27 protein-coding genes are annotated in these 20,853 nt (G+C 56.2%); 14 read left to right on the top strand and 13 right to left on the bottom strand.

Annotated elements, in window-relative coordinates:
• Positions 1–96 precede the first annotated feature (96 nt).
• The 3 genes from AC1ME2_RS07775 to AC1ME2_RS07765 form a co-directional block, all read right to left on the bottom strand.
• Positions 97–666, bottom strand: coding sequence for a peptidylprolyl isomerase (locus tag AC1ME2_RS07775; RefSeq protein ID WP_480440197.1), 570 nt, complete (start codon positions 664–666; stop codon positions 97–99).
• A 157-nt stretch (positions 667–823) separates the two neighbouring features.
• Positions 824–1,624, bottom strand: coding sequence for an alpha/beta fold hydrolase (locus AC1ME2_RS07770; RefSeq protein ID WP_480440194.1), 801 nt, complete (start codon positions 1,622–1,624; stop codon positions 824–826).
• Between the two features lie 14 nt (positions 1,625–1,638).
• Entirely contained in the window at positions 1,639–2,562 is a 924-nt protein-coding gene (locus AC1ME2_RS07765; RefSeq protein WP_480440192.1) for a LysR family transcriptional regulator, read from the bottom strand.
• 48 nt (positions 2,563–2,610) lie between these two features.
• On the opposite strand from AC1ME2_RS07765, the gene AC1ME2_RS07760 reads away from it, so the two are divergent.
• Together AC1ME2_RS07760 and AC1ME2_RS07755 are read left to right on the top strand one after the other, a co-directional pair.
• The gene (locus AC1ME2_RS07760) at positions 2,611–2,925 is read left to right on the top strand and encodes a 3-phosphoglycerate kinase (protein WP_480440191.1); all 315 of its coding nucleotides are present in this window, start codon (positions 2,611–2,613) and stop codon (positions 2,923–2,925) included.
• 169 nt (positions 2,926–3,094) lie between these two features.
• Positions 3,095–3,694, top strand: a complete 600-nt coding sequence (locus tag AC1ME2_RS07755) for an FMN-dependent NADH-azoreductase (RefSeq protein WP_480440188.1) — start codon at positions 3,095–3,097, stop codon at positions 3,692–3,694.
• A gap of 81 nt (positions 3,695–3,775) precedes the next feature.
• Here the strand turns inward: AC1ME2_RS07755 and AC1ME2_RS07750 are convergent, their stop codons facing one another.
• Complete coding sequence (locus AC1ME2_RS07750) at positions 3,776–5,029, bottom strand: mechanosensitive ion channel family protein (protein WP_480440185.1); 1,254 nt, start codon at positions 5,027–5,029, stop codon at positions 3,776–3,778.
• Positions 5,030–5,229: 200 nt separating this feature from the next.
• On the opposite strand from AC1ME2_RS07750, the gene AC1ME2_RS07745 reads away from it, so the two are divergent.
• Positions 5,230–6,576: a DEAD/DEAH box helicase gene (locus AC1ME2_RS07745; RefSeq protein ID WP_480440183.1), complete on the top strand. Its 1,347-nt coding sequence runs from the start codon at positions 5,230–5,232 to the stop codon at positions 6,574–6,576.
• Between the two features lie 99 nt (positions 6,577–6,675).
• Here AC1ME2_RS07745 and AC1ME2_RS07740 read toward each other — a convergent pair whose 3' ends face one another.
• Positions 6,676–6,951, bottom strand: a complete 276-nt coding sequence (locus AC1ME2_RS07740; RefSeq protein WP_480440181.1) for a hypothetical protein — start codon at positions 6,949–6,951, stop codon at positions 6,676–6,678.
• Positions 6,952–7,119: 168 nt separating this feature from the next.
• On the opposite strand from AC1ME2_RS07740, the gene AC1ME2_RS07735 reads away from it, so the two are divergent.
• The gene (locus AC1ME2_RS07735; protein ID WP_480440179.1) at positions 7,120–7,512 is read left to right on the top strand and encodes a transcriptional regulator; all 393 of its coding nucleotides are present in this window, start codon (positions 7,120–7,122) and stop codon (positions 7,510–7,512) included.
• A gap of 84 nt (positions 7,513–7,596) precedes the next feature.
• Here AC1ME2_RS07735 and AC1ME2_RS07730 read toward each other — a convergent pair whose 3' ends face one another.
• Together AC1ME2_RS07730 and AC1ME2_RS07725 are read right to left on the bottom strand one after the other, a co-directional pair.
• Positions 7,597–8,094 carry a hypothetical protein gene (locus AC1ME2_RS07730; protein ID WP_480440178.1) on the bottom strand — a complete coding sequence of 166 codons (498 nt, stop codon included), beginning with the start codon at positions 8,092–8,094 and terminating at the stop codon, positions 7,597–7,599.
• A gap of 186 nt (positions 8,095–8,280) precedes the next feature.
• On the bottom strand, positions 8,281–8,469 hold the full coding sequence (locus AC1ME2_RS07725; protein WP_480442051.1) for a hypothetical protein: 189 nt from the start codon (positions 8,467–8,469) through the stop codon (positions 8,281–8,283).
• 365 nt (positions 8,470–8,834) lie between these two features.
• Here AC1ME2_RS07725 and AC1ME2_RS07720 point away from each other — a divergent pair, with 365 nt between their 5' ends.
• On the top strand, positions 8,835–9,671 hold the full coding sequence (locus tag AC1ME2_RS07720) for a CvfB family protein (protein WP_480440177.1): 837 nt from the start codon (positions 8,835–8,837) through the stop codon (positions 9,669–9,671).
• A gap of 72 nt (positions 9,672–9,743) precedes the next feature.
• Here AC1ME2_RS07720 and AC1ME2_RS07715 read toward each other — a convergent pair whose 3' ends face one another.
• The gene (locus AC1ME2_RS07715; protein WP_480440176.1) at positions 9,744–10,373 is read right to left on the bottom strand and encodes a DsbA family oxidoreductase; all 630 of its coding nucleotides are present in this window, start codon (positions 10,371–10,373) and stop codon (positions 9,744–9,746) included.
• A gap of 167 nt (positions 10,374–10,540) precedes the next feature.
• On the opposite strand from AC1ME2_RS07715, the gene AC1ME2_RS07710 reads away from it, so the two are divergent.
• Positions 10,541–10,942, top strand: a complete 402-nt coding sequence (locus tag AC1ME2_RS07710; protein WP_480440175.1) for a DUF2177 family protein — start codon at positions 10,541–10,543, stop codon at positions 10,940–10,942.
• Between the two features lie 57 nt (positions 10,943–10,999).
• Here AC1ME2_RS07710 and AC1ME2_RS07705 read toward each other — a convergent pair whose 3' ends face one another.
• Positions 11,000–11,380 (bottom strand): hypothetical protein, encoded by a 381-nt coding sequence (locus AC1ME2_RS07705; RefSeq protein ID WP_480440174.1) that lies wholly within the window; start codon positions 11,378–11,380, stop codon positions 11,000–11,002.
• 254 nt (positions 11,381–11,634) lie between these two features.
• Here AC1ME2_RS07705 and AC1ME2_RS07700 point away from each other — a divergent pair, with 254 nt between their 5' ends.
• From AC1ME2_RS07700 to def, 3 genes are all read left to right on the top strand, one after another.
• A complete protein-coding gene (locus AC1ME2_RS07700) occupies positions 11,635–11,826 on the top strand; it encodes a CsbD family protein (protein WP_480440173.1) in 192 nt (63 codons plus the stop codon).
• Positions 11,827–12,068: 242 nt separating this feature from the next.
• Positions 12,069–13,031, top strand: coding sequence for a YihY/virulence factor BrkB family protein (locus AC1ME2_RS07695; protein ID WP_480440172.1), 963 nt, complete (start codon positions 12,069–12,071; stop codon positions 13,029–13,031).
• A 47-nt stretch (positions 13,032–13,078) separates the two neighbouring features.
• On the top strand, positions 13,079–13,618 hold the full coding sequence (gene def / locus AC1ME2_RS07690; RefSeq protein WP_480440171.1) for a peptide deformylase: 540 nt from the start codon (positions 13,079–13,081) through the stop codon (positions 13,616–13,618).
• Between the two features lie 20 nt (positions 13,619–13,638).
• On the opposite strand, the gene AC1ME2_RS07685 is transcribed toward def, so the two are convergent.
• Positions 13,639–14,508 (bottom strand): class I SAM-dependent methyltransferase, encoded by an 870-nt coding sequence (locus AC1ME2_RS07685; protein WP_480440170.1) that lies wholly within the window; start codon positions 14,506–14,508, stop codon positions 13,639–13,641.
• A gap of 110 nt (positions 14,509–14,618) precedes the next feature.
• Positions 14,619–15,038, bottom strand: coding sequence for a GNAT family N-acetyltransferase (locus AC1ME2_RS07680; protein ID WP_480440169.1), 420 nt, complete (start codon positions 15,036–15,038; stop codon positions 14,619–14,621).
• 409 nt (positions 15,039–15,447) lie between these two features.
• Between AC1ME2_RS07680 and AC1ME2_RS07675 the strand changes: the two genes are divergently transcribed.
• From AC1ME2_RS07675 to AC1ME2_RS07665, 3 genes are all read left to right on the top strand, one after another.
• The gene (locus AC1ME2_RS07675; protein WP_480440168.1) at positions 15,448–16,050 is read left to right on the top strand and encodes a GNAT family N-acetyltransferase; all 603 of its coding nucleotides are present in this window, start codon (positions 15,448–15,450) and stop codon (positions 16,048–16,050) included.
• Entirely contained in the window at positions 16,047–16,550 is a 504-nt protein-coding gene (locus AC1ME2_RS07670) for a hypothetical protein (protein ID WP_480440167.1), read from the top strand. The genes AC1ME2_RS07675 and AC1ME2_RS07670 overlap by 4 nt, the downstream gene beginning before the upstream one ends.
• A gap of 81 nt (positions 16,551–16,631) precedes the next feature.
• On the top strand, positions 16,632–17,069 hold the full coding sequence (locus AC1ME2_RS07665) for a nucleoside deaminase (protein ID WP_480440166.1): 438 nt from the start codon (positions 16,632–16,634) through the stop codon (positions 17,067–17,069).
• Positions 17,070–17,123: 54 nt separating this feature from the next.
• On the opposite strand, the gene AC1ME2_RS07660 is transcribed toward AC1ME2_RS07665, so the two are convergent.
• On the bottom strand, positions 17,124–18,443 hold the full coding sequence (locus AC1ME2_RS07660; protein ID WP_480440165.1) for a methyl-accepting chemotaxis protein: 1,320 nt from the start codon (positions 18,441–18,443) through the stop codon (positions 17,124–17,126).
• A gap of 500 nt (positions 18,444–18,943) precedes the next feature.
• Between AC1ME2_RS07660 and AC1ME2_RS07655 the strand changes: the two genes are divergently transcribed.
• Positions 18,944–19,531, top strand: a complete 588-nt coding sequence (locus AC1ME2_RS07655) for a LysE family translocator (RefSeq protein WP_480440164.1) — start codon at positions 18,944–18,946, stop codon at positions 19,529–19,531.
• Positions 19,532–19,536: 5 nt separating this feature from the next.
• On the opposite strand, the gene AC1ME2_RS07650 is transcribed toward AC1ME2_RS07655, so the two are convergent.
• The gene (locus AC1ME2_RS07650; protein ID WP_480440163.1) at positions 19,537–20,367 is read right to left on the bottom strand and encodes an AraC family transcriptional regulator; all 831 of its coding nucleotides are present in this window, start codon (positions 20,365–20,367) and stop codon (positions 19,537–19,539) included.
• A 113-nt stretch (positions 20,368–20,480) separates the two neighbouring features.
• Between AC1ME2_RS07650 and AC1ME2_RS07645 the strand changes: the two genes are divergently transcribed.
• Positions 20,481–20,849 (top strand): hypothetical protein, encoded by a 369-nt coding sequence (locus AC1ME2_RS07645; RefSeq protein WP_480440162.1) that lies wholly within the window; start codon positions 20,481–20,483, stop codon positions 20,847–20,849.
• Positions 20,850–20,853: the final 4 nt, after the last annotated feature.

The raw sequence follows: 20,853 nt of genomic DNA, 5'->3' as shown, positions 1-20,853 counted from the left end.
GCAGCGGGCTCTCCTTGCAGGTGGAAAACTTTCCTCATCGGACCGCCTGTACCGACGTTGCGCGCGACGGCTTCAGGCGGGCCGATGCGTACCGACTTAGTCGATACGTTTGGCTGACTTAATCAACACAGGGTCGATGGGTACATTTTGCATGCCGCTTTTGTTACCGGTTTGTACTTGGGCAATGGTATCGACCACGTCCATACCCTTGACGACTTTGCCAAATACGGCATAACCGAAGTCACGACCACCATGGTCGAGCATGTCGTTGTCTTTGTGGTTGATGAAGAACTGGCTGGTCGCCGAGTCAACGACGGAGGTGCGCGCCATCGCTATCGTGCCGCGTACGTTATGCAGGCCGTTATCCGCCTCGTTTTTGATGGGCGCATTGGTGTCCTTCTGTTGCATATCCTTGGTGAAACCACCGCCCTGAACCATGAAGCCCGGGATTACCCGGTGAAAAATAGTGTTTGTGTAGAAGCCGCTATCGACGTAGGCCAGAAAGTTCTGGGTGCTGATCGGTGCCTTGGTGTCCGCCAGCTCGATTTCAATCTGGCCCATGCTGGTATCCAGCAAGACATGGGTCGGCTTGGCGGGCGGTTGCGCTGCCATCAGATTGGCGGCGAACAGCACGGAGCAGGTGGCGAGGACAATTTTTTTCAGCATGGGTCAGTGATCCTGGAGGGTGGTTTCGACTGCAAATAAGCAATTCATACGGAGGCTATCAAGGGCACAAGGTAAGCACGTTTGAGTTTTTTTGGACAGTGCCGGTCGGACTGTTCTAACTGATAGCGCCCGGACAAAGGTGCGTCCTGTGGTTCATTCAGGGCCCTGATGCGGCCTCTGCCGCATCGACAAACTCCAGCAATGTCCGGTTGAATACGTCGGGTTGGTCCAGCGGTGTCGCGTGCCGGGAATCCTTGATGACCACCAGTCTGGCTTGGCTGATCAGGGCCACGTAGTCCTCTTTGAGCTTGACCGGGGTGTAATCGTGATCGGCGCTGACGATCAGCGTCGGACAGGTGATGCGTGATAACCGCTCTTGCACCCCCCACCCCACAATGGCATCGAAACTGGCGAGATAAGCGCGTTTGTCGTTTTGTCCCCAGCGCTCGGCAATTTTGCGGCGCAGGTCGGCTTGTTCGGGTTTGGGGAACAGGCTTTGGCCCAGGCCATTACCGATGGCGGACATGCTCAGCAGCCGCCCCAGGCCCCAGCGTTTAGCCCACTGCAAGCCGTCGTTGGCGGTGATCAGTTTGACTTGCGGCGCGCTGTTAACGATGCACAGGCTCTTGAGTAATTGCGGATGATCGACGGCCAATTGAAAACCGATCATGCCGCCCATCGACAGCCCGACAAAGTGCACCGGGCCCAACTGCAAATGGTCGATCAGGGCTTCGATGTCGGCGGTAAAGCCGGGAATACTGTAGCGTTCGTTGGGTTTGTCGGAGCGACCGTGACCGCGTATGTCCATGGCGATGACCCGATAACGCGCGGCCAATGCGGGGATCTGGTATTCCCAGTCCTGGCAACTGGAGCCCAGGCCGTGTACCAATAGCAGCGGCGAACCCTGTCCATATTCTTCGTAGTGCAATGAACAGCCGTCATGCTCAAAAAAGGCCATGGTCGATTTCCCTGTCAGGCTTGTTGTGGGGCAGCAAATGCGGCGCTCAGCGGGGCCGTGTCGAAGGTGCGGATCAGCTCGGTCAGGATCTGCGTCGCGGGCCCCAGCGGTTTGTCCTTGCTCGAGTAAAGATAGAACACCGGGTGACGGCTGCCGCCTTTATCCAGCGGCAGGGCTTTGAGTGTGCCCTCCAGCAGTTCACGCTCGATCAAGTGCCGTGGCAGCCAGGCGAACCCCAAACCGCTGCTGACGAAGGTCGCCGCAGTTGGCAGGCTGCCCACCGTCCAGCGTTGCTCGGCGCCCAGCCAGCCGACGTCGCGCGGTTGTTGGCGGCCAGAGTCGCGGATCACCACTTGCAACTGACTTTCCAGGTCCTGGAAAGTCAACTCGCGATTCATTTGATGCAGCGGATGATCAGGGTGGGCAACGGCGACGAACTCGACGGCGCTCATTTCGGTCCCCAGGTACCCGGAAATATTGAACCCGCTGATGGCCAGATCGGCAACGCCTTCGAGCAGCACTTCTTCGACCCCGGACAGCACTTCCTCGCGCAACCGTACGCGGCAGCCACGGCTTTGCGGCATGAACGCGGTCAAGGCCCGAACCAGTCGCGCGTTAGGGTAGGCCGCATCGACCACCAGCCGCACCTCTGCCTCCCAGCCTTGCTCCATATGGTGGGCCAGGTCTTCCAGTTGGCTGGCCTGCTTGACCAGTTGCCGCGAGCGACGCAGCAGCACGCCGCCAGCGTCGGTCAACACGGCTTTGCGCCCGTCGATACGCAGTAGGGGTACGCCAAGCTGGTCTTGCATTCGTGCCACGGTGTAGCTCACCGAGGACTGTGAGCGGTGCAAGGCCTCGGCGGCCTGGGCGAAACCACCATGGTCGACCACGGCTTGCAGTGTCCGCCATTGATCAAGGGTCACGCGGGGCGCTTTCATCGCTAGCTCCTAGTGTCTAAGCTGGCACTCCAAATTGGAGACTGCCGAATGAAAAAATTCTGTTGTGTGTTGTTGGCGTTGTTGCCCGTCACTGCTTTCGCGTATCCGATTGACGTGGAAAAGGAATACAACGGTGCCCAGATCGACTACACCAGCCATGACACCGACTATGACATGGGCGCTATTACGCTGAACAACTATGGTGCTTCCGATGCTCAGTGCACGGTGGTGTTCAGCAATGGCCCGGAAGCGCCACGTACTCGGCGGGTGCAGATCCCTCCTAAAAGCAGTGTGGATGTCTCCGCCAAGTTCAGCCGCAGCATCATTAAACTGCGGATCAAACTGACCTGCGGGCCTAAATAAAACGCTCGGTGGGGGGCTGCTCCCGCTCTGGCGCGAGAGTAATGCCCCGTTTCCGATAAAACAATTTATTAGATGGTTTGTAGCAGGTTTTTACGCTTTTTAATCGATACGCTCCTGTTTAACCTTCACTCCATCGACTCAAGACACTCTTCGATGGAGGCAATAGCCCATGTCCCGCGTACTGATCATTGAAAGCAGCGCCCGCCAGCAGGACTCGGTCTCACGCCAATTGACCCAGCAATTCATCGGCCAATGGCAGGCTGCGCATCCTGCGGATCAAATGACCGTGCGTGACCTGGCAATCAACCCCGTGCCGCATCTGGATTCAACCTTGCTCGGTGGCTGGATGAAACCAGCCGAGCAGCGCAATGAAATCGAACAACTGGCCCTTGAGCGCTCCAATCAGCTGACCGATGAACTGGTCGCTGCCGATGTGCTGGTGCTGGCCGCGCCCATGTATAACTTTGCGATCCCCAGCACCCTCAAAGCCTGGTTCGACCATGTGCTGCGTGCCGGCGTGACCTTTAAATACGGCGAGACAGGTCCGCAGGGGCTGCTCATCGGCAAGCGTGCCTATGTGTTGACCGCTCGCGGCGGTATTTACGCCGGCAGCAGCCTCGATCATCAGGAACCCTACCTGCGTCAGGTACTCGGCTTTGTCGGCATCCACGATGTCACGTTCATCCACGCCGAAGGCCTGAACATGGGCGGTGATTTCCTCGAGAAAGGTCTGAATCAGGCCAAAGCCAAACTCGCCCAGATCGCCTGATCCGGGCGTTCCATCGACTCCCTTTGGTACCGTCTGCTCCTTCGGTGCGCTGCCCGGTCGTCCCTGGTGATGATCGGTTTTTTATTTGCCAGTCAATCCAGCCCGTAAATCCATACCGCTGGGCTGCTGATAAAGGCTCAACCCAAACTCCGGCATCACCGCCAGCAAGTAATCGAAGATGTCGCCTTGAATTCGCTCGTAGTCGGCCCAGGCCGTGGTCCGGGTGAAGCAGTAGATTTCCAGCGGAATACCCTGTGCGGTGGTCTGCATCTGGCGAACCATGCAGGTCATGTTCAGGTGAATGTCGGGATGGCTTTGTAGATAGGCCAGCGCATAGGCGCGGAACGTGCCGATATTGGTCATGCGTCGACGGTTGGCGGACAGTGCGGCGACGTTGCCCTGGGCTTGGTTCCACGCCTTCAGTTCAGCTTGTTTTCGGCCAATGTAGTCAGTCAGCAGATGAATCTGGGTCAGCTTGAGTTCTTCATCATCGGCCACGAAACGCACGCCGCTGGCATCGATGAACAGGCTGCGTTTGATCCGTCGCCCGCCTGATTGCTGCATGCCGCGCCAGTTTTTGAAGGACTCAGTCATCATCCGCCAGGTTGGAATCGAGACGATGGTCTTGTCGAAGTTCTGGACCTTGACCGTGTGCAGGGTGATGTCCACTACGTCACCGTCGGCGCCGACTTGCGGCATTTCGATCCAGTCGCCGACCTGCAGCATGTCGTTGCTGGTTAACTGCACGCTGGCGACGAATGACAGCAGGGTGTCCTTGTAGACCAACAGAATCACCGCCGACATGGCGCCCAGCCCCGACAACAGCAGCAACGGCGATCGATCGATCAGGGTGGCGACAATGATGATTGCGCCGAAGATGTACAGAATCATCTTCGCCAGTTGCACATAGCCTTTGATCGACCGTGTGCGGGCGTGATCAGTACGGGCGTAGATATCCAGCAGTGTATTGAGCAGGGCGCCCAGGGCCAGCACCTGGAAGAGGATGGTGAACGCCAGCGCGAGATTGCCGAGGAAATGTTTGCTGTTGTCGCTCAGCTCCGGCACCAGGTTCAGGCCGAACTGGATGACCAAAGAGGGCACCATCTGCGCCAGCCGCTGAAAAACCTTGTTGTGCAGTAAGTCATTGAGCCAGTGCAGGGCCGCTTGTCGGCCCAGTAATCGGGTCATGTACAGGATGACGAAGCGCGCCACGCGGCCCAGTACCAGCGCAATGACCAACAGCAGCGCCAATCCCAGCCCTGCATGCAACAAAGGATGTTGATCGAGCACGCCCCAGAGTTCCTGGGTGCGTAGCCATACCGTTTGAATATCCATGGGCGCGAGTGAGGGTCCTGTCATAGGGCCAGCAATTAAAACATTCCTGCCCTCAAATCAGCTGCCATGGGCAAATCGAGTAACAAAAAAACCACCTTTTATTAAAGAAATAGCCTTTATGTAGTAAAGAAACTCGGCCTCGGCGCTCGAAACCGTTAGGCTATGCGACTGTTTTTTTGTTTTTCGTCGAGGTAACACCCGTGTTTTCCCAATTCGCCCTGCACGAACGCCTGCTTAAAGCCGTGGCCGAGCTTAAATTTGTCGAGCCTACGCCAGTGCAAGCAGCGGCTATCCCGCTGGCGCTGGAAGGGCATGACCTGCGGGTGACTGCCCAAACCGGCAGCGGCAAAACTGCGGCTTTTGTGCTGCCAATCCTCAATCGCCTGATGGGCCCGTCCAAGGTTCGCGTCGACATTCGCGCAGTGATTCTGCTGCCGACCCGCGAACTGGCACAACAGACCCTCAAGGAAGTTGAGCGTTTTTCCCAGTTCACGTTCATCAAATCCGGTCTGATCACTGGCGGTGAGGACTTCAAGGTCCAGGCTGCCATGTTGCGCAAGGTTCCGGACATCCTGATCGGCACCCCCGGGCGCCTGCTGGAGCAACTCAACGCCGGCAACCTGGACCTGTCACAGGTCGAAGTGCTGGTGCTCGATGAAGCTGACCGCATGCTCGACATGGGCTTTGCCGAAGACGTAGAGCGTCTGGCCGGCGAGTGCAAGAATCGCGAGCAAACCCTGCTGTTTTCGGCAACCACCGGCGGTGCCGGCCTGCGCGAAATGATCAGCAAGATCCTGACTGAACCTCAGCACCTGCAGGTCAACAGCGTCAGTGAGCTGGCTGCGGGTACACGTCAGCAGATCATCACCGCCGACCACAACAGCCACAAAGAGAAAATTGTCCATTGGCTGTTGGCCAACGAGACGTATCAAAAAGCCATTATCTTCACCAACACCCGCGCCATGGCTGATCGCCTGTATGGTCGTTTGGTCGCGCTGGAGTACAAGGCATTTGTTCTGCACGGCGACAAGGACCAGAAAGATCGCAAGCTGGCCATCGACCGTCTGAAGCAAGGCGGCGTAAAGATCCTGGTAGCCACTGATGTGGCAGCCCGTGGTCTGGACGTTGAAGGCCTGGACATGGTGATCAACTTCGATATGCCGCGCAGTGGCGATGACTACGTGCACCGCATTGGCCGTACTGGCCGTGCGGGTGGCGAAGGTCTGGCGATTTCGCTGATCTGCCATGGCGACTGGAACTTGATGTCCAGCGTCGAGCGCTATTTGAAGCAGAGCTTCGAGCGTCGTGTAATCAAGGAAGTCAAAGGCACCTACGGCGGGCCGAAAAAGGTCAAGGCGTCGGGCAAGGCTGTCGGCGTGAAGAAGAAAAAGACCGGCGACAAAAAAACCGACAAGAAAGGCAGTGCCAAGGCGCCGACCAAGCGCAAGATAACCAATCGGCCAAAAACCGATGCGTTGTCGTTGGTCAGTGCAGACGGCAAGGCCCCGTTAAAAAAACGCAAGCCAGAAGCGCCTGCTGCTGAATAAGCGGTAAGCGACTCAACAAAAAGCCTGGCGTCCCCCGTGACGCTGGGCTTTTTTGTGGGCGAAATCCGCGTTGCGCAGGTCTTGTAGGCGCGCGACAGATCAGCCACCTGCCTTCTGCGCGGCGCGGTCCAGATCCTTGATTCGCTGATCGATCAACTGGCATTTGTCTGGCAAGTCTTTGCTGGCGGTGTCCAGGTTCATCTTTTTGATCTCCTGATTTATCTGCTTGGCCTTCGCCGGATTATGCTGGGTGATTTTCTGTACTTCCTGGGCCAGTTGCGCACGCTTGGCCGTGGCTTCTTCCGGGGTACAGGCCCAGGTAGGGACGGCGGTCAGTAAGGTCAGGGCGGTGGTGATGCTCAGCAGGATTTTCATGGTCTGCCTCTTTGCGATGGGCTTACTTTATTGAGGGTGGCGCCCGGCAAAAGTTCTGCGCCTGACTGACGCTGAACGGCCACCGCGAGAACCTGTCACAACCTATAAGTGCCAATCCCGATGGTGGGAGGTCACGGGTCATTACTCATGCTGGCTGGAGGTTGAATCATGACGCAATACAACTGGGACCTTATCGAACGCCTGTTACACGAAGTACAAAACAGTGCAGACAAAAGTTTTGCCCCGCGTGCTTACGCCGAAGACCAAGCGGCTGCTCAGGCGGCTGATGGCGAGGCCACCGGCAATCTGGATCATCTCAAGACGTTGGCTGCGGACTATGAAGCTCTGCTGCTCAAGCGCGGATTTATCGAGGCTCGTCCTGAGGAGGAAGGTGGCAACGGCGAAAATTTTGTCCTGACCCCGCGCGGCGCGAGCTTGTTGGCGCTGCTTGATACCAGCATTCCGGGCAGTGAGCATCCGCGCCAGATACTGGACGAACAGGCCGATGCGTTGGACCCCGACACCTTTGATCAAGTCGCCGCCAAGGCGCAGATTGCTTGAATGGGTAGAGTGCGCTGAGCTATTACCGGCGAAACGCCACAGACGCGGACCGTTCGTCGATCCGGGTGAAATGCTGTGGGGGGATTACAACACCGGAGTGATCAAACCGTTGGCCACGTTGAGGGCCTGCTCGAACGAGGGGTAACCGCTTTTGGCGACATCCAGGTCGGCATAATCGGCGCGGTACTGTTCGGCTTTTTTCACGTCGCTGCTGGCCAGTTGCTGGGTGAGCAGGGCGATTGCCAGTGGATGACCCTGCTTGGCGGCATGTTCAAGCAGGTCAATGGCTTCAGCGTTGTCGCCGCCTGCACGAATCAATAGCACGGCCTGATAGAACTCCGCTTCACCACTTTGATCATGGCGGGCAGCACGATCGAGCAATGCTTTGGCCAGTTCGATGTTGTCGCTTCCGCCTGCGCTGATCATCAGTTTGGCTTGCAGCATGTCGTTCTGATAAAGCAAATGCTCCGTGCGACAGGGGTTGTCGTAGGACGATTCGTTGTCGCTGATCGAGGTGTCGCAATGAGGTGATGCACAACCACCCAGACAAAGCAGCGCGCAGAAAAACATCCAATTATTCATTGTGGATTCCGCAAAAGGAACGGGTCGTTCAGGGCATCATCCTGCCTGTCCGGCGACCGCTGTGCAACGCAGCGATGCCAAAGTGCCGGGCAATGTTCAAAGGCAAGAATGGACAACGAGGAGTCGATGGCCCTAGCGCCTTGAAAAACAAAGCGCATAGAGATCGATAGCTGAAGCGGGGGGGCGTTACTTTTTGCCGAGGGTGATTTGCTTGGATGGGCCGAAAGTCTGGCCGCTGACGCCTTTGGCGATTTCCTGAATCTGACCACCGGACTTCAAGAAGGTAGCAATCTGTGCGTTGATCGAATCGCTTGTTTCAACGGCTGGAGCTGCCTTTGGTTTCGAGTTGGATGCTTTTACGCGCATGGCTGCCATTAACCTATATAAAATTAATACGGCCAGCAATTGTATATGAAAGGCTTGACAATTGCTTGTTAAATATAGCCCTGAAACGCAGGTGCGGCAGGCCTCCTCCGTTGAATCGGCAGTCAGGGTATTTAGACGCTAACTGGCTGTTTTAACTGAGAAGTTATTTCGCGGGCGGATTGATGTGCGTGCGCAAAGTAAGGTACGGGGTTTGGTCAATCTGACGAGCGGAGGCGCAGGGCGGCCAGGGGTCATGGGCAAATCCTTGATTTTTCTGGCCTTTCGGATCGCCTCTCAATGGCCGTCAGCGGGAGCCGCGAACACAACCTGCAAACTCGGGTAGAATACCGTCCACGCAATGAGGGTATTCGGAAATGGCTTTAGTCGGGCGCTACAACAGCTTGCAAGTGGTAAAACACACTAACTTTGGTTTGTATCTGGACGGCGCTCAGGACGGCGAAATCCTGCTGCCCAATCGCTATATCCCGAAAGATACTCCCAGTGAAGACGAAGACTGGCTTAACGTTTTCGTTTATCTGGACAGTGACGACAAGCTGATTGCCACCACTGAAAAACCAAAAGTTCAGGTCGGTGAATTCGCCAGCTTGAAAGTCCTCGAAGTGAACAGCATTGGCATTTTCCTTGATTGGGGCCTGTCCAAGGATCTATTGCTGCCGTACTCCGAAGAAAAGCATTCGTTGCAGGCTGGCGACTATTGTGTGGTTCACGTCTATCTGGACAAACACACGCGCCGGATCACCGCCACTGCCCGGCTGGATCGTTATCTGGATAAGACCCCTGTCGATTACAAGGTCGGCCAGGAAGTCAATTTGCTGGTGGCTGAAGCGACGGATATGGGCTTCAAGGCCATTATCAATAACAAGCATTGGGGCCTGATTCACAAGAATGAGGTGTTCAAGTTCTTGCGCCCTGGCAAAGAAGAAAAAGGCTTCATCAAAGAAATTCGCGCTGACGGCAACATCAGCCTGAGCCTGCAACCGGTGGGCGAGGAAGCGGCCAGCAGCCTGAACTCGAAGATCCTTACCAAGTTGCGGGAAAACAACGGCATGCTGCCGGTCAGTGACAAGAGCGATCCGCAAGTGATCAGCGGCTTGTTCGGGGTCAGCAAAGGCAACTTCAAGAAGGCGATTGGTGCGCTGTACAAGCAGGGCCACATCGTGATTCACGCGGACCGCATCGAGCTGGTCTGAAGGCCGGATTTGCTCGGACACAATGCCGATAGCCACTGTGGATGGTCATGCATTACGTTCGATCAACCGCGATCAAAAAGCATAAAGCCTGTCGATTTTCTGTTTCAGCTGTTCGAGTCCCATGGTGCCATTGAGCACCGTGGCCTCGCTCAACGGCTGGTCTGCCCGACGAATCAAAAAAGCGGGCACCGCGCGCAGTCCCAATCGGTTCGCGAGGTGCTCATCGGCCAGTATCTGCTTGGTGTAGCGATGGCCGGACAAGGCGCTGCGCAGTGCTTGCGGGTCCAGCCCTGTCTCACTGGCCAGTTCAATCAGTTCGGGAACCTTGCCGATATCCCGGCCAAACTCGAAAAACGCCCTGAATGCCTCCTTGTGAAAAATCTCGAACTTGCCTTGCGCCTTGGCGAACGCCGCAGCCTCCAGCACGTTGCGGCTGCGAGGCTGAACGGTAGGCATCTTCATCACGATGTTGCGCTTTTCGGCCATAGGGAAAACCGAGTGCCTCCAGGCCGAACATAGATAGTCCGCCTCCGGGTCAAGGGTCGCGATAGGTTCAGGGCGCAATTCGAAGGCATGCCATTGCAGCGCAATCCGTGAGCCATACTCGTGCTGAAGCTGTTCGAACACCGGCAGCTGTAGATAACAGAAGGGGCAAACGTAGTCGCTCCAGATATCGGCTTTCAGTTGACTGTCACTGTTCATATCCAACGTTCCATGACTGCTATCTAATAGGTGACCCGCTCCCGCCTGAAAAAGTCCAGTTATCCGATGGATCGATCTGGGGCTGGCGCAGAGCTGCTGCATTTTTTGCGGGAGGCCTAACCCTGTCTCGCCTGCGCCGAAGCCTATTCAACCCGTAGGGATACCCCATGAAAAAATACCTCACGGCCTATGTCAGCACGTTGCTGGTGTTTCTTGTGTGCGACGGTATCTGGCTCGGCCTGTTGATGGGCCCCACTTACCGAGCCTGGTTGGGGCCATTGATGCTTGAACAGCCGGTCGTGGGTCCGGCCGCCGCTTTTTATCTGCTGTATAGCGTGGGAATCGTAGTGTTTGGTGTCATGCCCGGCCTGCAACGCCAGCGCCTGGCCCGTGCGGTGGGCGGCAGTGCGTTGTTGGGGCTGATGGCGTATGGCACTTATGACCTGACCAACTGGGCGACGCTGCAAGGCTGGCCAGCGCAACTGGCGCTGATCGATCTGGCGTGGGGCACGTTGGTGTCGGGGCTGGCGGGGGCAGGCGGATATCTGCTAACGCGCAGGTTTGTGTGAGGGCGCGTGGGGGAGGTGAACTCCCCCAGGGCTAGCGATCTACTGAGGCAAAAAAGGCTATTTTTGCAGGAAGGACAGGAACTGCACATTGGCACCCGTTGGGCGAGCGTCCTTGAGGAAGGCGTCCTTGTCGGCGCTGAGTTCCAGGCTGACGGATGAGTTGCGTTTGTCCTTATTGCGTACCACCAGGCCTTCCATATGGTCGCGCAGATACACTGTTGGCACTTTCAAGTGCAGCAGTTCATCAGTGCTGGGTGTGTGCAACAGCAAGTGCACCCACTCGTATTGACCGATCTTCAGGCGGCTCATGGGGAGGTCGAACCACCAGATGTTCTTGTTGGTGTTCAGTGCCGTGAAGTGGGTGTTGTTGACACCGAGCACAGCACCGCCGAGCGCCTGGTTCCTGCGAGCGATGGCCAGCTTTTTATCGAGTTTCATAACGTTCCTGTGGATCTGTATGTACAGCGCGGTGGCCTTGACCACCACAGCCTGACTGCGTCGCGCATTCTCGGGGGTTGCTGCGCAAACTTAAAGTTAAACCTGCGTTACACGGTGAAATGACCTTTTTTGCACGTTGAGTCGGCGACGGACGGAAAGACCGACTGAGAACTTTTTTGAAACTCTGTGCGAGGGAGGTGGGTCAATCCTGATGTTGAGGTGAAGACCTCTATATTCCATCCGGGAGAAGCACCATGAGTAGCACTGGCGATAAAGTCAAAGGTATGGCCAACGAAGCAGTGGGTAACGTCAAGCAAGGCATTGGCAAAGCCACTGACGACCCGAAACTGAAAAACGAAGGCAAAGCCCAGGAAATTAAAGGAAAAGCCCAAGAGACCTTGGGTAAAGCGAAGGACGCGGTGAAGAAGGGTGTCGATAAAATCTGAGTCTGTAAGGTGTGTTGAGATGAATCGCAACGGCCATCCTTTGATGGCCGTTGTTCCATCTGACCAAGCTTTCTATAGGGCCTGAGTAATAGACCGAATAACCTGACAAAGATGGAAACCTTTTTTAGGTCACCCATTCGGCTACCGTAAGATAGAACGTCTGCCCTTGAACGGGAGAGGCCGAGCCGCTCAAGCGCCCGCCCATCGATTAGTGAAGTCGGCTTATAGCGTAAGGAGACACCATGATTTTTCCGGAATTGCGCCAGCTTCCATTGGGTAAGGTGATGGTGCATACCGTCAACGAGTTCATTAATGACGAAATGTCGACCTATGCGTCGGCATTGGCGTATCAAATGCTGTTTTCGCTTTTTCCGTTTCTGCTGTTTCTCATCGCCCTGATCGGTTTTCTGCATCTGCCGGATTTTTTTTCCTGGCTGCGTCTGCAATCGGAACTGGTATTGCCGCCGCAGGCGCTTGAGCAAGTCAATCCGGTGATCGATCAGTTGCAGCAGTCCAAAGGCGGCCTGCTGTCGTTCGGTATCGTCATCGCGCTCTGGACCGCCTCGGCGGGTGTGCGCTTGATGATGAGCGCCATGAACGCCGCCTACGATGTGGTGGAAGGGCGACCGATCTGGAAGCGTTTCCCTTTGTCGGTTTTTTACACCGTGGGTATTGCCGTGATGTTGCTGGCGGCCGCAGGCTTGATGGTCACCGGGCCACAAGTAATGGATTGGCTGGCCGGACAGATCGGCATGGAAGACTTTATCGTCACCTTGTGGACCGTCCTGCGTTGGCCCTTGATCGTCATCTTGTTAATGGTGGCGGTGGCGTTGATTTACTACGTCATGCCCGACGTGGAGCAGAAATTTCGCTTTATTACCCCGGGTTCGGTGCTGGCAGTGGTCGCTTGGATTATTGCCTCACTGGGGTTTGGCTATTACGTAAAAACGTTTGCCGACTACAACGCCATGTATGGCAGCATCGGCGCGATTATTGTGCTGCTGCTGTATTTCTATATTTCGGCGGCGGCACTGTTGCTCGGTGCGGAAATGAATGCCGTGATCGAGCACCTGTCCACCGAGGGCAAGAATCCAGGTGACAAAGTATTCAAAGACGCCGCCGATGATCCTGATAACAAACATCACGTCTCGGGCCTCGGGCGCGATCACTCCGTACCGATGCCAGTGAAAGCTGACGAATCTTGAGCGCGGTGTGACACGATGGCGCCCTTGGCTGACCTATAAGGGTTTTTATGATTCGCGAAATTTTGAAAATGGGCGATGAGCGCTTGCTACTAATCGCTCCTCCGGTGCCGGAAGCCCTGTTCGGTACGCCCGAACTTCAGGCCTTGATCGAAGACATGTTCGAGACCATGGAAAGTGTCGGCGGGGTCGGGCTGGCGGCACCGCAGATCGGTATCGATCTGCAATTGGTGATCTTCGGTTTCGAGCACAGCGAGCGTTACCCGGACGCCGACGCCGTGCCGCAAACTGTTCTGCTCAATCCCCTGATCACACCGCTCAGCCCAGCCCTGGAAGAGGACTGGGAAGGGTGTCTGTCAGTACCGGGTTTGCGCGGCGCGGTGGAGCGTTACGAGCATATTCGTTACGAAGGTTTCGACCCGGATGGCAACCCGATTCAGCGCGTTGCTCATGGCTTTCATGCCCGTGTGGTGCAGCATGAATGCGATCACCTGATTGGCCGGTTGTACCCATCGCGGATCAGCGACTTCAGTAAGTTTGGTTACACTGAAGTGCTGTTTCCGGACATGGATCCCGACGCAGACGAGTGAGTCTGCGGACCGGCAAATGTTTAGTGGGCGATCTGGACCGGCTTGATGAAGCGCAATGTCATTCGGTCCGACTCGCCAATCGCCAGGTACCGGGCCCGGTCCTGTTCCCCTAGTTTCAAGGAAGGTGGCAAGGTCCATACCCCCTGCGGGTAGTCCTTGGTGTCCTTGGGATTGGCGTTGATTTCGCTTTCGTCTGCCAAGATGAACCCGGCGTCGGTGGCCAGCTTGACCACATACGCGGTGGGCAGATAACCGCTCTGCTTGATCGCCTCCAGTGAGGCCCCCTCGTTGGCCCGATGATCGACCACGCCCAAGGTGCCGCCCGGTTTCAGTACCGCGTAAAACGCCTTGAACATCGCTGGCGCGTCGTCAGCCATGACCCAGTTGTGTACATTACGGAACGTCAGCACGGTATCCGCAGACGCCGGTTTACCGAAGACAGGCGCTTGCGGGTCGTGCTCGATGATGTGCACCTTGCCGTAACGCGCTGGATCGGCGGCGAACTTCTGCTTCAGGCTATCGGCGGCCTTACGGTAATAATCGCCGCTGGCGGGCGACTGCACGGCAGCAATGTAATGACCTTTGTCCTTGAGCAACGGCGCCAGCAGTTCGCTGTACCAGCCGTTGCCGGGGGTGATTTCAATCAGTGTCTGATTGGGATGCAAACCGAAGAATTGCAGGGTTTGTTGCGGATGACGGTATTGATCCCTCGCGCGATTTTCCGGTGATCTCCATGCTCCCGATAAAACCCTGGAAAACTGCTCTGCCGTGACGGTGGAGGCCGGGGCGGGCGTTGTTGCCGGGTGTGTGGATGCAGGATTTTCGGCGGCCTGAACCAGAGCGGTCCCGAGCAGGGCGGCGAGGGAGCAAGCGATAAGCTGAAGTTTCATGACCAATCCTTGTCGTCCAGGCTCGACTCGAGCCCATTCAGCTCCGGAGGCTACCACGCAGATTTACCTTCGCGATCACACATTTTTCGCCGTCCACTGAACTAACGGTTCTATGGCTGCCGCTCTGATCTGCTCATCGCTATCAGAGGCTTGGTGCGGGTGTAGCGCTCAAATCGATCCGCCAGTGCTTCGGGCAACGCCGATGTCGTTTCGAAACCCTCACGCTGATAAAAGCTCAACAAATCCGGGTGGCAAAACAACCAGACCGGTCCGTGAGTGTGCGCCAGTGCCTCGGCCAGCAAGCGACTGGCAATGGCTTGGCCGCGCAACGACGGGGCGACGAACAATCCGGTCAACCAATGACCGTCGGCAATCGCCGTCAGGCACAACGCACCGATGATTTCAGCCTGTTTCGCCACCCAAAGTTGCGCCTCGTTGCCAGCGCGCATCGGCGATTTGTGTTCGCGGTAGAACTTGTTAAGCAACGGTCTGGATAGCTCGGGCAACAGGTGAAACTGAATGGCGGGCATGAGGCTCGATAGCGCGACGGCAGCAAATCAAAGAAGGCCTAGTCTATAAGGATGGCCTTAAAGGCGACGCATCATAGCGCGCTGTTATCGGTACCAGTGCGGCATCCGATTAGGTGTATAACTGAGGCCAATTACTCACAGTGGAGAGCGCATCATGAGCAAAGGCATGGAATCAAAGAAAGCTGCGAAGAAGAAACCTGCTAAAACCGCCGATGAAAAACGCGCTGATAAAAAAGCCAAAAAATCCGATGCTGGGGTTTTTGGCCATTGATCCAACCCTGCGGAGCCTTTTCAGGCTCCGCTTCTTTTTTACCCTTCCAGAAAGTCGATTCCCCCATCGACGTACTCAGCCCGACGCTCACCTATTAGGTCGCGGCGATTCAGTGCGAAGCGCTCGCATAAAGGCTGGATGATGTGCGTAAATCCAACCCATGCGTGCGACAGCGAGGCACAAATGGGCAGGACAGGACTGCTTTTAGAAACCGACAGACTGCTTCTCCGCGAATTGACGGCTGATGATGTGCCCGCGCTTGCGTTGATTCTGGGCGATGCCCAGGTGATGCGGCATTCAGTCAGGGGTGTATTGACCGAGAAGGCGACGCGTGAGTTTGTGGGTGGGTGCATCTTTTCATACCAAGCCAATGACTTCGGTCCGTGGGCGGTGGTCGAGAAGTGCTCTTCGGCTTTTATCGGGTTCTGTGGTCTGAACGCCGAGCCGGTGGAGGGTACCGAGGAAGTGGAAATCGGCTATCGGTTGGACCGTGCGTTCTGGGGCAAAGGTCTGGCGACCGAGGCTGCTGCGGCCACCCTGGCGTACGCATTCGAGACGCTGGGCATCGATTCGGTGATCGCGATTGTCGAGCCGGAAAATATCGCTTCGGTGAATGTGATTGAGAAGCTAGGCTTCAATACGTTCATCCACAGCCAATACCATCGACGCGGGGTCAAAATCTATCGGATGACGCTGTCGGGATGGCATTCACGCAGTGCTGTTGCCAGGAGGGCGACATGACGAAATACCGCACATCGGCTTCGCTGACCGCATTCAATGTGGTGCTTGCGCTGCTAGGCATGTTGTTGCTGGAAAGCCCGCGCAGTGCGCTTGCTGCGCAGGGGCATGACGCCGCCTTGGCATTCGTCCAGCAACGCCACCTGGGCGACAGCCTGGCCTGGCTCGGTTATCAGGTCGCCTCGCGCACAGTGACCTTTACCGCCCTTGTGCAGAAGATGGGTAAGACCCAGGCGCAAACCACCGTGCAAACTGCATTGCAGCATCTACAGCCCAGTTATCAGGAGCAGTGGAACAGCAACATGGCCGCCGCCTACGCTGAGTCATTTACCCTAAACGAATTGCGCGAACTGAATGAAGGCAACGCTCCCTCCGCACTGGCCACTAAATTTCGCGTCAAACAGAAAGACGTCGGGATGAGCATGAAGTCGAAATCCGATGAGCTGCTTAAATCCTTCGCCTCCAAAGCACTGTTTGATGCGCAGAACACCGTCAATCAATAGCGCTCAGTCCGTCATGCTCACGGCAAAGCGCCGGTAGGCGGCTGAACCCTTTCTTTCATCTGTTCAACAGCAGGGAAAATCATGGACCCATTCATGCAAGCGGCGATTGAAGAGGCTCAACTGGGGCTGGCTGAGGGCGGGATTCCGATCGGTTCGGTGATTGTGCACAAGGGCCAGATCATCGGGCGTGGGCACAATCGGCGAGTGCAAGAGGGCAGTGCGATCAAGCACGGTGAGATGGACGCGTTCGAGAACGCGGGTCGTTTGCCGGCGCGAACGTATAAGGAGTCGGTGCTTTACACCACGCTGTCGCCGTGTGCGATGTGCAGTGGCGCGATCCTGCTGTATGGCATTCAAAAAATCGTGGTGGGCGAAAATCAGACGTTCATGGGCGAGGAAGCGTTGTTGCGTTCCAGGGGGGTGCAGATCGATGTGGTCCAGGATCACACCTGTATCGAGTTGATGCGCGGCTTTATCGCCAGCAAGCCTGAACTGTGGAACGAAGACATCGGCGAATAAGTCTGCGTCCCTAGCGTGAGCCAGCGCGCCCTCGGCGAGAGGGCGCGCCGTCGATCACTTCAGTTGCAGCGTAGAGTTGAACTGACTGATAGCGTCGACCACATGACGTGAGCCTTGCTGGATTTCCAGAATGACCGCGCCAGCTTCGTTGGCCAATTCGACGCCGACGCCTGTGCGGCTCAAGCTTGATTGCATGCTTGTCACCGCGCTGCGGGCCAGTTCATTGTTTTGTCGCACCACATCGACAATCTCCAGGGTGGCCTTGCTGGTGCGCGCGGCCAGGCTTCGGACTTCGTCGGCGACCACTGCGAAGCCTCGGCCATGTACCCCGGCACGGGCGGCTTCGATGGCGGCGTTCAGGGCCAACAAGTTGGTCTGGTCAGCAATGCCGCGGATGGTCTGGACGATACTGCCGATGATTTCCGATTGTGTGTTGACCGCATCGAGGCTACGTGCGGCTTCGCTTAAGTCGTTGGAGATTTCGTCGATGACCTGCACGGTCTGCTGCACGACCGTGGAGCCTTTTTGCGCACAGGCGTCGGTTTGCACAGACGTGTCGTGAGCAGTTTTTGCCGCCGACCGTTGCACGCTGACTTGCTCGGTAATATCGCGGGCAAACTTGACTACTTTATACAAGCGGCCCTTGGTGTCGAATAACGGGTTATAAGACGCTTCAAGGAAAACCGTACGTCCCTGTTTATCCACTCGCTCGAATCGATGGGAATGAAACTCCCCCCGGTTTAATGACGCCCAGAACGCTTTATACCCGGGAGCGTCAACTTCCTCGCGTTTGCAAAATAGACTGTGGTGCTGCCCGATAACTTCATTGAGTGAATAATGCATGCTATTCAGAAAGTTTTCATTGGCGGTAATTATCTTACCCTCCGGCGTAAACTCGATCATCGCCATGGAACGGCTGATCGCATTGATCATGCTTTGATTTTGACGCTCTTTGTGGATGGCTGTGCTGACATCAGCAGCCACTTTTATCACGCTCATGACGTGTTTGTTGGGGCCGATGACGGGCATGTAGCTGGCCTCTAGCCAGACCTCGCGACCTGCCTTGTTCAGGCGCAGAAACGTCTCGCTAAGGGGGGTGCCGCGCCCCAGTTCGCGCCACATCTTGGCGTAGTCTTCGCTGCTATAAAATTCTTTTTCGCAGAAGATCCGGTGATGTTTTCCGCGAATTTCTTCGACTTGATAACCCATGGTTTTACAGAAAGTCTCATTGGCATTGATGATGATGCCGTCTGGGGAGAACTCGATCATCGCCATGGAACGACTGATTGCCGCCAGCTTGGCATTTACGCCGCATAAAGCAGCAGTGGACAGTGCAAGTTCAGCTTTATCCGCTTTGCGTTGAGAATTGAACATGTTGCTGCCACCCACGGTAATAGTCGCTTATCAGGCGATATTAAGATCACTTGTTTTTTTGTCGTGACTTATCAGTCAGCCCGGTTTTGGCCCGAGTTGAAGGGGCCGCAGGCGTCTTCAGGGATCATTTAAAGGGGGGGAACATGGCATAACGGGAAAGCTGTCAGAGCGGTGATTCCCCTGAACGTCCATGCTGTAACTCCTCCAGAAAACCCGCGTCTACTGTGCATGGGGCATTACGTCACTCCATGTCAGGATGTGTTGGAGCGTAGGTCATCATTTTAGCCCGTGTCAGAATATGTCAGAGCATAGACAGATAAAAACACATATGCAAATGAGTGTTGCGACTATCCGAAAGGGTGTTTTTTTGCAGCGCAGGTCTGTGCTCAGCTGCCGTATTGATACCGGCACAGGGTCATTTTGTTCAATAACTGAGCCTGCTCAATCGTTACCTTCGTATGGCTGTCCCAACAAACGCCGCAAAAAAATGAAGGTATTAAATGAGCATGCTTATTTCCATGGCCGCGTTCGCTTTGGTGTCTTCTATTTCACCGGGGCCGGTGAACATCGTGGCATTGAGTTCAGGTGCGCAGTTTGGTTTTCGCGCGAGCCTGCGGCATGTCGGCGGTGCGACGGTGGGCTTTACGGTGTTGCTGCTGATGATTGGGTTGGGGCTGCATGAACTGTCGAGCCAGTGGCCGTTCCTGACCCAGGTCATCCAGTGGGCGGGCGTGGCTTTCCTATTGTTTCTGGCCTACAAGCTGACGGTAGATGACGGCAAGTTGGGCGCAGGGAAGCAGATCAAAGGCCCGTCATTTTTTTACGGTGCTGCGATGCAGTGGCTCAACCCCAAGGCGTGGCTGGCATCGCTGGCGGGAATGGGGGCGTATGCGGCCAATGGCGCGGACCTGCTGGTATGGCAATTTGCGACTGTGTACTTCGTGGTCTGCTATGGCTCGATTGCTTGCTGGGCCTATGCTGGTACCTATCTGCGCAGTTATTTGCAGGTGCCTGCGCGGGTGCGCCTGTTCAATCGTGCAATGGCGCTGTTGCTGGCGAGTAGTGCGGTGTACCTACTGGTCGCCTGAAGCCGTCAGCCTCGATATTGCCGTGGCGTGGCGGCATGGAACCGTTTAAACGCCCGCTGAAAATGCGCCTGATCGGCAAAACCCGCTTCGAGGGCGACATCCGCAATTTGATAGCCACGTTTGAGCTGTACCCGGCCGAATTGCAGGCGACGGTTGATCAGGTACGCATGGGGCGTCATGCCATAGTGCTGCTTGAACGCACGGATCAGGTAGGACGCGGACAGATCGGCCGCCGCGCAGATTTCTTCCAGGCTCAATGACCGTGTGCAGTGCTCGCTGATGAAGTCGGCAGCACGTTTGAGTTTGACGTTGGCGTCTTTCGCCAAGGCCGGGGCAGGGTTGAGGGTCTGCTGCACACGGGTGAAAAATTCGATAGCGGCGCTGTGTTTATGCAACGTATCAGCTTGAGCGTCGGTGAGCGTTGCGTACAGATGATTGAGCCCCTCATACAGCGCAGGTCGGGTGCTCATGATGGCCGAAAACGCTCTGAAATCATGATGTTCGCTAAAGCCCAGTTCGTGTTGAAGGCGCGTAAGCCAGGCGACATCCACGTACATCATCCGATAAGACCATGGCTGATCATCCTGCGGGTTGCAGGCATGAACATCATCCGGGTTCATGAGTACCACCACCCCGGCGCCGATGCGCTCTTGCGAGCGTCCGTTAAGGTAGGTGCTGCGCCCGCCTGTAACTGCGCCGATGGAAAAAGTTTCGTGGGCATGTCGGCCATAGCCTATTTGCCGCCCATCCAGAATTGACCGGGCTTCGATGAATGGCAGGCGCTCATCGCGCCAGAACTGCGGGCATGCGGCCTCTTTCGCTGGTGCTTTTTCCATTATTGCCATCCGCCGAATGTTGATCATTCCCCTCACTTTACCAAGGTGTGAACCTAGGGACGCAACTGTTATCAAACGTCTGTGTCGTTACCGTTTCCAACAGAAGGTAGGTGATGAATAGTCTCGTGCGTAGTATTGCAACGCTGACGCTGAGCGGGTTTTTGGGGATGGGCATGACCGGCATGGCCTACTCCCAAACCTCATTGGCCCCTATAAATCCTGACGTGATGTTGGCCGGCGCCAGTGCGCCAGGCAATCTCAACGACAGCAACAACAATAATCCCTACAACAGCCCCACCCGCCGCGCCAACCCCAATAGCCGGCAGGGCACAGAGTCCAGCACTCCGCCGGTGCGCGGGCCGAACACGGCACCCAATCCGCGCCCCCCGACTCTGGAAAACGGCGGCATTGGCAATGGTTACCCGACCCGCCAGCAACCGTCTGGGGACGCGACGAAAATCCAGCGAGGGGACCTGAATTGAAACG

Source organism: Pseudomonas sp. ASL9, assembly GCF_056680335.1.
This window is presented reverse-complemented; position numbering and strand designations above follow the sequence as displayed.